This is a genomic window from Staphylococcus sp. SB1-57, assembly GCF_017086425.1.
Lineage (GTDB): Bacteria > Bacillota > Bacilli > Staphylococcales > Staphylococcaceae > Staphylococcus > Staphylococcus warneri_A.
Genome location: NZ_CP070964.1, coordinates 862,008 through 874,583, shown reverse-complemented (window position 1 = coordinate 874,583; position 12,576 = coordinate 862,008). Strand labels below are relative to the sequence as shown.

12 protein-coding genes and 1 pseudogene are annotated in these 12,576 nt (G+C 32.2%); 5 read left to right on the top strand and 8 right to left on the bottom strand.

Annotated elements, in window-relative coordinates; genetic code table 11:
- Positions 1 to 37: 37 nt before the first annotated feature.
- The 4 genes from JX000_RS04290 to JX000_RS04275 all read right to left on the bottom strand — a co-directional run bounded on the left by JX000_RS04290 (position 38) and on the right by JX000_RS04275 (position 3,246).
- Complete coding sequence (locus JX000_RS04290; RefSeq protein WP_124227753.1) at positions 38 to 214, bottom strand: NETI motif-containing protein; 177 nt, start codon at positions 212 to 214, stop codon at positions 38 to 40.
- Positions 204 to 797 (bottom strand): DUF2179 domain-containing protein, encoded by a 594-nt coding sequence (locus tag JX000_RS04285; protein WP_002452264.1) that lies wholly within the window; start codon positions 795 to 797, stop codon positions 204 to 206. Before JX000_RS04285 ends, JX000_RS04290 begins: the two co-directional genes overlap by 11 nt.
- A gap of 165 nt (positions 798 to 962) precedes the next feature.
- On the bottom strand, positions 963 to 1,784 hold the full coding sequence (gene nadE, locus JX000_RS04280) for an ammonia-dependent NAD(+) synthetase (protein WP_049423364.1): 822 nt from the start codon (positions 1,782 to 1,784) through the stop codon (positions 963 to 965).
- The gene (locus JX000_RS04275) at positions 1,777 to 3,246 is read right to left on the bottom strand and encodes a nicotinate phosphoribosyltransferase (protein WP_075777797.1); all 1,470 of its coding nucleotides are present in this window, start codon (positions 3,244 to 3,246) and stop codon (positions 1,777 to 1,779) included. Before JX000_RS04275 ends, nadE begins: the two co-directional genes overlap by 8 nt.
- A gap of 236 nt (positions 3,247 to 3,482) precedes the next feature.
- Between JX000_RS04275 and JX000_RS04270 the strand changes: the two genes are divergently transcribed.
- Together JX000_RS04270 and JX000_RS04265 are read left to right on the top strand one after the other, a co-directional pair.
- Complete coding sequence (locus tag JX000_RS04270) at positions 3,483 to 4,550, top strand: nitric oxide synthase oxygenase (RefSeq protein WP_206140925.1); 1,068 nt, start codon at positions 3,483 to 3,485, stop codon at positions 4,548 to 4,550.
- 21 nt (positions 4,551 to 4,571) lie between these two features.
- Positions 4,572 to 5,378, top strand: a complete 807-nt coding sequence (locus JX000_RS04265) for a prephenate dehydratase (RefSeq protein ID WP_124227756.1) — start codon at positions 4,572 to 4,574, stop codon at positions 5,376 to 5,378.
- A gap of 55 nt (positions 5,379 to 5,433) precedes the next feature.
- Here the strand turns inward: JX000_RS04265 and JX000_RS04260 are convergent, their stop codons facing one another.
- Positions 5,434 to 6,528 carry a glycosyl hydrolase family 28-related protein gene (locus tag JX000_RS04260; protein ID WP_206140924.1) on the bottom strand — a complete coding sequence of 365 codons (1,095 nt, stop codon included), beginning with the start codon at positions 6,526 to 6,528 and terminating at the stop codon, positions 5,434 to 5,436.
- A gap of 175 nt (positions 6,529 to 6,703) precedes the next feature.
- On the opposite strand from JX000_RS04260, the gene JX000_RS04255 reads away from it, so the two are divergent.
- The 3 genes from JX000_RS04255 (at position 6,704) to JX000_RS04245 (ending at position 9,810) form a co-directional block, all read left to right on the top strand.
- Entirely contained in the window at positions 6,704 to 7,258 is a 555-nt protein-coding gene (locus tag JX000_RS04255) for a cysteine hydrolase family protein (RefSeq protein WP_124227757.1), read from the top strand.
- Between the two features lie 69 nt (positions 7,259 to 7,327).
- On the top strand, positions 7,328 to 8,257 hold the full coding sequence (locus JX000_RS04250; protein ID WP_124227758.1) for a manganese-dependent inorganic pyrophosphatase: 930 nt from the start codon (positions 7,328 to 7,330) through the stop codon (positions 8,255 to 8,257).
- A gap of 173 nt (positions 8,258 to 8,430) precedes the next feature.
- Entirely contained in the window at positions 8,431 to 9,810 is a 1,380-nt protein-coding gene (locus JX000_RS04245; RefSeq protein WP_124227759.1) for an aldehyde dehydrogenase, read from the top strand.
- 42 nt (positions 9,811 to 9,852) lie between these two features.
- On the opposite strand, the gene pglS is transcribed toward JX000_RS04245, so the two are convergent.
- The 3 genes and pseudogenes from pglS to JX000_RS04230 form a co-directional block, all read right to left on the bottom strand.
- Positions 9,853 to 10,881: a 6-phosphogluconolactonase gene (gene pglS, locus JX000_RS04240; RefSeq protein WP_075778954.1), complete on the bottom strand. Its 1,029-nt coding sequence runs from the start codon at positions 10,879 to 10,881 to the stop codon at positions 9,853 to 9,855.
- Between the two features lie 463 nt (positions 10,882 to 11,344).
- Positions 11,345 to 11,488 (bottom strand): hypothetical protein, encoded by a 144-nt coding sequence (locus JX000_RS04235; RefSeq protein ID WP_181876035.1) that lies wholly within the window; start codon positions 11,486 to 11,488, stop codon positions 11,345 to 11,347.
- A gap of 24 nt (positions 11,489 to 11,512) precedes the next feature.
- A pseudogene (locus JX000_RS04230) lies at positions 11,513 to 12,567 on the bottom strand (methyltransferase domain-containing protein).
- Between the last annotated feature and the right edge of the window lie 9 nt (positions 12,568 to 12,576).

The window sequence follows — 12,576 nt, the reverse complement described above, 5'->3', positions numbered from 1 at the left end:
CACTCAAAACAACTTATTGAGTGGTCTCTGTCATATTTTATTCAGTTATCTTCTTACCAATAAAAATGATATCTTGTTTTAAAACTTCTAAGCTTCCATCTTTATTTTCTTTATAAATTGGTTTTTCAATGCGTCTTGTAGGCATATAACCATCGGCTTTCATTCTTTGTAGGCAATCAGAAATCGTCTCATTATCATTTACTTTATACTTCATGTTCAACAACACTTTCTAATTCTTCTGGTTCGTACGCTTTAAGTTTACGTTTACGTACGCCTTTAACCCAGAAACCACCGTGAATATTTCTTGGTTCATAAGCAATGATAAAGGCTTTTGGATCTAAGTTTTTTATGGTATCCATTAACTTTAATTCATATTTTCTTGGTGTGAGAATTTGCATAACCATGCGGCTTCCATCTCGTCCAAACGCTTCATAATGTGTAACACCATACCCTAAGTTACGAAGTTCATTGGGTAAATCTAACTCGTATTCTGAAGATGTCACATTAACGACAGTGTATCCAAGCGCCAATTTCTCTTCGATTTTCATACCTACAATAATACCAATAGAAAAGCCAAATGCATATGCGACAATATTTTGAATTTGATCTAAACTAGACATTACTAATCCTAGACCTACGACATAAATCAATACTTCAACAAAACTTACAATCGCAGCCACATAACGGTAACCTTTTAAAGTTAAAATGGTTCTCATTGTTAAACATGTGACGTAACACACATTGATTACAAAGATAGCAAACACCATCAACCAAGGGTTTTGAGCAATCGCTGACATATTATTCCTCTTTTCTTACTTGAAATTCAAATTATTTTAACAGGCATTTTTAGCTTTGTCACGTCAAATTTTAACTTTAGTATTATAAAATAATTAATAGCATCATTAATTGTAAAATTGATTAAAAAGTATGTTCTACATTTCGATTCGTTTATAGCTTACTTTCTAATTTTTAGGCCAAGAATAACGTGTATAAGCGAGTTCACGTTTATGTGCATTTTTAACATAATGATTTTCAATCGTTTCTTTCGCTTCGCTTGAAACCTCTTTGCCTTCTAAATAGTCATCTATATCATTATAAGTTACGCCTAAAGCTTCTTCATCAGGTAATTGTGGTTTATCCTCTTCTAAATCTGCTGTAGGTGTTTTTTTATATAAATGTGCTGGCGCATCTAAATATTTTAGTAAAGCTCGACCTTGACGTTTATTCAGTCCAAATAATGGCGCGATATCAGCTGCACCATCACCATATTTAGTATAAAACCCAGTGATATTTTCTGCAGAATGATCCGTTCCCACAACAATACCTGATTGATTGGAAGCAATTGAAAATTGTACTTTCATACGCTCTCTTGCCTTTTCATTTCCTTTTTGGAAATCTGTTAATTGAATCCCTGCTTCTTGTAGTGATTTTACACTTGTATCTACTGCAGGTTTAATATTGACGGTAATCGTTTGGTCAGGGTTAATGAAGGCTAGCGCGTCTTCTACTTCATCTGCGTCTGACTGGACACCATAAGGTAGTTTTACAGCTATAAATTGACATTCTCTACCTTCTTCACGTAATTCATTAACAGCTAATTGAACAAGGCGACCAGCTAATGTTGAATCTTGACCACCAGAAATACCCAGCACTAATGATTTGATAAATGAATGAGATTGTACATAACTCTTTACAAATTGTTTAATCTCTTGTACTTCTTTTTCAACATCAATTTGAGGTTTTACCTTCATCTCTCTTACTACGATATCTTGTAAATTACTCATGGTCTTCCTCCATTTCTTTAACATGCTCAGCCACTTCAAAGATGCGTTTATGTTTATTTTCCCAACAAGCAGTACTTAAATCAACTGGATACTCTTGTGGATTTAAATAACGTTTATTTTCGTCCCAAAATGTTTTAAGTCCTTCTGTTAAATAAGCTTGGGCATCATGAACATTTGGCAAATCATAAACGAGTTGACCATTTTCAAAAATAGCATGATGTAAATCAATAGCTTCAAATGATTTAATAAATTTCATTTTAAATGTATGGACTGGATGGAATAATTTTAAAGGTTTTTCTTTAGTTGGATCTTCACCATGTAAAGTAATATAATCCCCTTCAGCTTTACCAGTTTTCTTATTAATGATTCGATATACATTTTTCTTACCAGGTGTCGTAACTTTTTCTGCATTATTAGATAATTTGATACGGTCACTGTATTCCCCATCACTATTTTCAATAGCAACTAATTTGTATACAGCACCTAATGCTGGTTGGTCGAAGCCAGTTATAAGTTTCGTACCTACACCCCATGAATCTACTTTAGCACCTTGTGCTTTCAGACTTGTTATTGTTTCCTCATCTAAATCATTGGACGCGATTATTTTGGCATCTTTAAATCCTGCTTCATCTAACATACGACGTGCTTCTTTAGAAAGATATGCGATGTCCCCTGAATCCAAACGTATACCTATAAAATTGATTTTATCACCTAATTCTTTGGCAACTTTAATAGCTGTAGGTACACCTGATTTTAAAGTGTGGAAGGTATCTACTAAAAATACACAATCTTTATGGCGTTCTGCATATTTTTTAAATGCAATGTATTCATCACCGTAAGTTTGTACGAGTGCATGCGCATGTGTACCTGATACAGGTATTCCAAATAATTTTCCTGCTCGTACATTACTTGTCGAATTAAAACCACCAATATAAGCAGCTCTAGCACCCCATAATGCTGCATCTAACTCTTGACCACGACGTGTCCCAAATTCCATAAGAATATCGTCATTCGCTATTTGACGAATACGACTTGCTTTCGTAGCAATGAGCGTGTGGAAGTTAATAATGTTTAATAATACTGTTTCCAGCAATTGAGCTTGAATTAATGGGGCTTCTACTCTCATCAACGGTTCATTTCCAAAACATATTTCTCCTTCTTGCATTGAATGAATATGTCCTGTAAATTTTAAATTTTTCAGATAATCTAAAAAGTCATCTTGATAACCAATTGATCTTAAATATTCAATATCTGTTTCTGAGAAACCAAAATTATCCATAAAATCTATAACACGTTTAAGTCCATTAAAAACAGCATAACCACCATTAAATGGCATACTTCTAAAGTATAAATCAAATACAGCCATTCTTTCATGAATACCATCATTCCAATAACTTTCAGCCATATTAATTTGATATAAATCATTTTGTAACATCAAACTGTCGTCTTCAAATTGGTACACTCGTATCTCTCCATTTCGACCATTCTTTTATTAGTATTTTATCATAATTCAATTTAACTAGGTAACAACTGAATTGCTTTTACGCCCCTCATATAAATGAATGCTATCAAAATTTACTTTCAAGTATCATATGACTTTGCCCATATATCTTAGACGTTGCGACAAATTCGTGACAATTATCATTATTGAATGTGTAAATCAATCGTGTCGATTATAATACTAATGAGGTGTTTGAAATGTTAATAGATAAAGCAACAACATTTATCCAAACGATGTATTCTGAATTAAATTATACGCAAGATGAAATCGATAATAGAATTAAAGAAATTAATCATGAGATTCTAAAAACAGGTACCTACACGCATACATTAGAAGAATTAACTTACGGTGCCAAAATGGCTTGGAGACATTCAAATCGCTGTATCGGTAGATTTTTTTGGGAGTCACTTAATGTCAAAGATGCTAGAGATATTAATGATGAAACACATTTTTTAGAAGCTATTGAAGACCATATTATCAAGGGAACTAACGACGGAAAGATTAAACCTTATATAACGATTTTCAGTCCTGACGAACCTCCTAAGATCTACAATAATCAATTAATACGTTATGCAGGTTATGAGAATTGTGGTGACCCATCTGAACGTGATGTAACGACGCTAGCACAGCATTTGGGATGGCAAGGAAATGGTGGAGACTTCGACGTATTACCCCTCATTTATCAAATCAATGACGGACCAATTAAATATTATGAATATCCTAAATCCATAATCAAAGAAGTCATAATCGAGCATGACCGATACCCTAAATTGAAAGATTTAAATTTAAAATGGTATGCAGTACCTATCATTTCGAATATGGACTTACAAATTGGCGGCATTACCTATCCTACTGCACCATTTAATGGCTGGTACATGGTTACTGAAATCGCAGTTAGGAATTTTACTGATAGCTATCGTTATGATTTATTAGAAAAAGTTGCAGAAGTGTTCGAGTTTGATACACTTAAAAATAATTCTTTTAATAAGGATAGAGCACTTATCGAACTTAATTACGCTGTTTATCATTCATTTAAATCACAAGGTGTATCAATTGTGGATCATTTAACAGCTTCTAAACAATTTGAAATGTTTGAAAAGAACGAAACAAAGCATCAGAGAGAAGTAACAGGTAAATGGTCATGGTTAGCACCACCTATTTCACCGACGCTGACTAATAATTATCATCATGGTTATGATAATACGATGCGAGATCCAAACTTTTTCTATAAACAATCAAGTGAGACAAAGTGCCCCTTCCATTAACACATCAATAGAGGTGAAGGCATGCAAATATATTATTTAGGTCCAAAAGGTACATTTTCCTATTTAGCTTCTCAAAAGTTTGTTAATCAAAATCAAATACAACATTATGACTTTATACCCAAAGCCAATTTATACGAAGTGATTAAATATGTTTCTCAAGATACTGCTTCAATAGGCATTGTGCCAATTGAAAATTCAATCGAAGGAACAATTAATATCGTTGCTGATTCACTTGCACAGCAAAATGTTTACGCACATGGTGAATTACATTTAGATATTGATTTTGCTTTATACGGTAAAGCTGGTAGTCAAATAAGTGATATCAAGAAAGTTTATTCTATAGCACCAGCCATTAGTCAAACCTCAAATTATATTATGAAACATCAATTTGATTACGATTATGTTGATAGCACTGTTAAAGGTTTGGATATGATTAATGACCATATTGGGGCTATTGCTCCACTAGCTAGCGGAAATGATTATGATTTTGAAATTTTAGATACACATATCCAAGATTTTGCTCACAATGCTACACGATTTTTAATCATTAAAAACCATGATAATTTCGATAGCAATACGAATACGTCAATGTTTTTAATCACACCAAAATACGATAAACCCGGCCTTTTAGCGAGTATATTAAATACATTTGCTTTATTTAATATTAATTTATCATGGATTGAATCACGACCACTTAAGACTAAGCTCGGCCAATATCACTTTTTTGTTCAAGCAGATGCTCCTATATCACAAGATGTCAAAAAAGTCATAACTATCCTTAATACACTTGATTTTGAAACTAAACTTATTGGTTCATTTTATAAATAAGATAATAAAGAACGCTTCTCCCATACTTTAAGATCTAGGGAAAAGCGTTTTTGTATTATTTTATGTTTTCTACATTCTTTTTTTCTATAGACACTAAATGATCATCTTGATTCAATGTTAAATCATCGATATCTTCGAGATGTATTTTTTGAGATTTATCATTAAATGTATTGCCTGCAATAAATATTTGCGTATGTTTCACATTATTATAACTTCTAATGTGTATAGCATCCTTTTCCATTTTCCCAATAAATTCGTTGCCAATCACATTAAAATTAGAACCTGCTTGTGTCCCCATGTCTTTACCAGTATAAGGATCCGCTGCGTTTTTACCATCTTTGACACCTAAAAAACGTATGCCCCCTACACAATTTATGAACTTGTTTTTAGATATAAATGTATTTTGAGATTTTAGTGGCGTTAGTGCATATTCTTGAATGTGATCAAACACATTGTCTCTGATATGAATATTTTCATAATATCGATGATATCGACTCGCATGTGATCCCATCGCCCTATTCCAAGGTTTCATGTTAGGATCATCTGACGGTCCAAAATAACAATTTTCTATAATGGCATTTTTAGTTATCGTCCCATCGGTGGTACCAAACTTCGGAAATGCACCTGGCACTTGGATATCCAATTGTACTGCTTCCGAAAAGAATCTATCACCATCAATATCTAAGAAACCTTCAAAAGAACAATTCGCTATCCTTAATCCATTTAAGCCACACGCATCTATGGCATGCCCACCTACAATATTTTTAAAAGTCACTCCTATAAATTGAATGTCTTCTGCATGTCCCATGCATATAGCTGTATTGTTATATGGAAAATTAGAGCCATTCATATCAAATGTACCACCTTTAATATGTATATGACTATTTCCTCTATATTCATGATAGAAAATATAGGGTTTTCCATTCTTTAACAGTGCATCTTTGCTATATCTCAATAATACTGTTTCATCATCTAAAAGCAGTGTTGTAGAATCATAAATCACTAACGCTTTGCCAATATGATACGTCCCTTTTGGGATATACACCGTATGTTCACCATTTTTTGCTTTGTTCAATGCTTTTTGAATTGCTTTAGTATCTTTTACTTTATTTTGACCTTCTGCGCCAAAATCTTTCACATTTATGAACATCCAATTTCTCCTTTGTTTCATATTTAATTGTAGTCCTCTTGATAAATATATATACTATGATTAATCTTATAAAACATTTTTTAAGCATATTAGATGAATTTTTAATTAACTTAATGAAATTGAATGACAGGATTGTAAACAATAGTTATGTTTATGTTGGGAAGGATGTTATTGAATGGAGAAAAAGGCTTTAATTGTAGTAGATTACTCAGTGGACTTTATTGCACCTGACGGAAAGTTATCTTGCGGAGAACCTGGACAAAAATTAGAAACATTTATAACAGATCGCATCCATCGCTATATTGAAAATAATGACAATATCTTTTTTATGATGGATTTACATTACGAAAATGATAATTATCACCCAGAATCTAAGCTATTTCCACCCCATAATATTGCAGGTACCTCAGGACGACAACTCTATGGTACTGTGGGAGAAATTTATGAAGCGAATAAACATCAAAGCAATATGCATTACTTAGATAAAACACGTTATGATTCATTTTACGGTACACCTCTAGATAGTTTATTACGCGAAAGAACAATTAACACATTAGAAATCGTTGGTGTTTGTACTGATATATGTGTGTTACACACTGCTATTTCTGCATATAATTTAGGTTATAAGATACATGTACCGAAGAATGGCGTCGCTTCCTTTAATCCATCTGGACATGAATGGGCATTAGATCATTTTCAAAACTCATTGGGCGCAGAGGTAGAAGAATAAGCTATAGTCATGCTAAAATAACTATATAATATCAATAAAATAACTAATGAATAAGGGAGACATTTATCCATGGCAAACACTTACATTTTTGGACACAAAAACCCAGATACTGACGCAATTTCATCAGCTATTATTATGGCTGACTTTGAACAATTAACAGAAAATGCAGGCGCTAAAGCCTATCGCTTAGGTGAAGTTGGGGCTGAAACTCAATATGCATTAGATCACTTTAAAGTAGATGCACCAGAATTATTAGAAGATAATTTAGATGGTCAAGATGTTATTTTAGTTGACCATAACGAATTCCAACAAAGTGCTGATACAATTGCCGATGCCACAATTAAACATGTTGTAGATCATCACAGAATTGCAAACTTTGAAACAGCTAGCCCTCTTTATTACAGAGCAGAGCCAGTTGGTTGTACAGCAACAATTCTATACAAAATGTACAAAGAACGTGGATTTGAAATTAAACCTGAAATTGCTGGACTTATGATTTCTGCAATTATTTCAGATAGTTTATTATTTAAATCTCCTACTTGCACTGATGAAGATGTCAATGCAGCTAAAGCTTTAAAAGATATAGCAAACGTCGACTTAGATGCTTATGGTTTAGACATGCTTAAAGCAGGCGCTTCTACTACTGATAAATCTGCTGATGTATTATTAGATATGGATGCTAAATCATTTACTATGGGAGATTACGTAACACGTATTGCTCAAGTTAACACAGTTGATATTGATGAAGTATTAGATCGTAAAGAAGAATTAGAAAAATCTATGCTAGAATCAAGCGCTGAAGAAAAATATGATTTATTCGTTTTAGTTGTAACTGATATCATTAATAGCGATTCTAAAATTTTAGTTGTAGGTGCTGAAAAAGATAAAGTTGGCGAAGCATTCAACGTTAAATTAGAAGACGATATGGCATTCTTAACAGGTGTTGTATCTCGTAAAAAACAAGTTGTACCTCAAATTACTGAAGCTTTAACTAAATAATTTTATTAGTAATAAATGTATTTGATTGTATTGAGCCTGGGACATGATTTAATGTCTCAGGTTAATTTTTTATATTAAAATTAATTATTTTTGTGGTAATCGGGTAAAGATATGTTAAGCATTTTTTCTTGAGAATATTGTTATCTCAAATCCAACTTAAGGAGGTTCAACTTTTGAATTCAATTGATCAACTATTTGAAAATAGCAAAGCTTTTTTCAAAACACATCAAACTAAAGATATTAAATTTAGAAAACAACAATTAAAGTTGTTAAGCAAGAGTATTAAACATCATGAAAACGAGATACTTGAAGCTTTACAAAAAGATTTAGGTAAAAGTAATGTTGAAGCATATGCTACTGAAATTGGTATATTGTTAAAAAGTATTAAATTAGCCCGTAAAGAGCTTAAAAATTGGTCTAAAACAAAACAAGTAGATACACCACTTTATCTTTTCCCTACAAAAAGTTATATCAAAAAAGACCCTTATGGCACTGTTCTTATTATCGGTCCCTTTAATTACCCAGTACAATTAACATTTGAACCATTAATCGGTGCGATTGCAGCTGGCAACACAGCGATTATTAAACCATCAGAACTAACGCCTCATGTATCTTCAGTCATTCGTAAAATTGTTGAAGATGTTTATAAACCTGACTATATTGCTGTAGTTGAAGGTGGTATTGAAGAAACAGACCACCTTATTCACTTACCGTTCGATTATATGTTCTTCACTGGTAGTGATAAAGTAGGTAAAATTGTTTATCAAGCTGCAAGTGAAAACCTCGTTCCTGTAACACTTGAATTAGGTGGTAAATCTCCTGTAATTATCGATGAAACAGCTAATTTAAAAGTAGCTAGTGAGAGAATTGCTTTTGGTAAATTTACAAATGCAGGTCAAACATGTGTTGCTCCAGATTATATTTTAGTAGATCGAAAAGTAAAAGATGATTTTATCAAAGCATTAAAACAAACCTTAAATGAATTTTATGGAAAAAGCATTCAATCTAGTCCAGATTTTGGCAGAATTGTAAATCAAAAGCATTTTAATCGCTTAAACGAATTACTACAACAACATAAAAGCAATATCATTTTTGGTGGTCATAGTGATGAATCTGATTTATTCATCGAACCCACTATTATTGATGATATTCAAACTTCAGATTTAATTATGCAAGAAGAAATATTTGGTCCATTATTACCAATCATCAGTTATGATCAATTTGATGAAGCTTTTGAGATAATCCAGTCTCGTCCTAAACCTTTAAGCCTTTATTTATTTAGTGAAGATGAAAATTCAACGCATCGTGTACTTAATGAACTTGCCTTTGGTGGCGGCGCAATTAACGATACATTGATGCACTTAGCAAATCCCAATTTACCATTCGGCGGCGTAGGTCTATCGGGTATTGGAAACTATCACGGCAAATACTCATTTGATACATTTTCTCATGATAAATCATATACTTTTAAATCGACACGTTTAGAGTCGAGCCTATTTTTCCCACCTTATAAAGGCAAATTTAAGTATATTAAAGCATTTTTCAAAAATTAAAAAGTAGATCCCATAAGCGATATCGCTTATGGGATCTATTTTTTAGAACATGACACAAACGCCTTCTGGTGCCTGAGTTGATTGATCTTTTAAAGTTAATGTACCTGTTTCTTTATCTCTTTCGAATACCGTTAATTTAGAAAGGCCTTCTTGATGTGCACAAATTAAATAATCATCTGATTCTGTGATATTAAAATCTCGTGGGAATGCATCGCCACTTTTGACAATATCAACCAATTCAAGTTTAGCTCCGTTTTCTAACACTTTGTAAATTGCAATGCTATCATGACCGCGATTACTTACATATAAGAACTGTTGGTCATGAGATAAATGTACTGCTGCAAGTTTAGTTGCACCATCAAAATGTTCTGGAATTGTTAAATGACGTTCTAATTCTTCAAAACGCCCATCTTCATATTGAGTCACGCTAACAACATTTGATAATTCATGTACGACATATGCATATTTTCCATTTTCATGGAATGCAATATGACGCGTACCATCAGCTGCATTGAATTCTGAAACAGCATGTTCTTTCAAACCATTTTCACTAAATGTGTATGACACAAGTCGATCTGTACCTAAATCAGCTGCTACTACATATTGACCATCTGGTGTCTCGTTTAAAAAATGCACATGAGGATGTTCTTGTCTTTCATGAGGTCCAAGTGGATAGTCATGCGCTAGTTCTTGAATTAAGCTCTCTATTTCACCAGTAGTTGGATTTAATTGATAAATTCGAGCTAACCCTGCACCATAAACCGCTTCAAATAAAAACTCACCATTTGTCGATACTTGAACATAACATCCTGTGCCATTTTGAGAATCCAAACATTTATTGATTAATGTTAATTCACCATCTTCCGCTATTTTAAAACTTGCGACACCACAATTGTCTCCTTCTTTTGTAATAGCATATAGAAAAAGATTATTTCTCGTTACATATGTTGATGCTTCTAGTTGATAACCAGTCGCTACTTCAACTATTTGTCCCTTTTTTTCATCTAATTCAAATTGATAAATCCCTTTCCCATTCTTCTTCGTATATGAACCAATATAACCTTTAGTCATTTCGTCAACGCCTCCTTATCACTTATCTCTATTCTATTAAAATTATATATATAAAGACAAACGTTTGGGCATGATTTTAGTCATAAACCTCTATACTTAAATTTTATTTGTTGATAACCACACATGATTCTATCGAAATACCACTTGCAAAACAGAACGTACGTTCGTATAATAGAAGTATAAATATTGAGGTGATTGAAAGATGATTACGGATTTAAATAATAATCAATTGGACTATCGACATATTCCACGCAATCAATTGGATAGAAATATCCCGAAAGGCCGCAGCATGGTTAAATGGGCACCTTTTGTTATATGTACTAATTTATAACAAATGCTTACTTTATAGTCCTTTTTACGTATTAGTCATATATAATATGTAAAATCTTTTTATAATAAAATCGTGTTTTATAATAAAATCGTGAAAGAATTTTGATATTCTCTCACGATTTAATGACTCAACTTAACAGCATCCATCATTTTTATGCTGATTTTTTTCTTTATTTTCTTCTGTTTTCTCTTTTTTTTCTTCAATTTCTACAGAACAACAAGCTTGTTCTTTTGGTTTTAATTTAGAAATTGCTTTTTTAAATGCATTCTTTTCCATTGTAACACCTCCTTTAATTATTATTTAACATCCACATGATGTATCGCAACATTCACTTTTATTAATTATTTCTTCGTTTTCATCTATAAATTCAAAAACATCTTTATATGGTTCTTGGTTTAATATATTAAAGGTTTTTTCACATACAAAGGTTCTTTCGCCTCGTTCAAAAATATGGTCATCATCATCTTCAATATGTTTAAATGGACCTTTGTATATAACAGATTGTCCTTTATCAATACATGGACCTTCTTTACCTTTGTGAGCTATAATCGTCATACTTCTAAAATCAATACCTTCAATAGTAGTCCATGTCTTTTCGCGTTTATCAATTTCTACACCATAAATCCTACTTTTTCAAAAGCCTCTACAAATGATTTTTCTTCAATGGCTCCTGAATAACAACCACTCCATAAGTTTTCGTCTTGTCTCAACTTTTCAAGTACTTCTACATTAGAAACGATATCTGAGATTACTGCTTTACCACCATCTTTTAAAACACGATAAATTTCTCTGAATAGTGCTTCTTTTTCATCTGTTGAAACTAGGTTTAGAACACAATTTGATATAACCACATCTATACTATTATCCTTTATCATAGTCATTTCATTTTCTAAGTAATTAATATATTGTTTAATAGATTGATAAGTATCTAAGTTGTTAGCAGGATGTTCTTGTATATATTTATCGAGTTCTTCTAAATCTAATTTTAAGTTTTGAATTTTTCCTTTATGAAAAATAACATTATCATAACCAATTCTTTCAATCATTTGATTCTGATATTTTTTAGCTAGATTTAACATATCATCGTTCATGTCTATGCCAATAACTTTGCCTGTTTCACCAACAATTTGAGAAACTATATAAGGAACTTTGCCACCACCAGAACCTAAATCTAATACTGTATCTCCTTCTTTGATTTTACCTAAAGGATCTCCACAACCATAGTCTTTCTCTATGATTTCATCTGGTATAATCTTTAAGTACTTTGTATCATATTCTACTGGGCAACATAAATTTTCTTCATGTTTTTTAGCAGCATTTCCATATCTATTGATTACTGAAGTTTCTTGATTCATTAATTTATC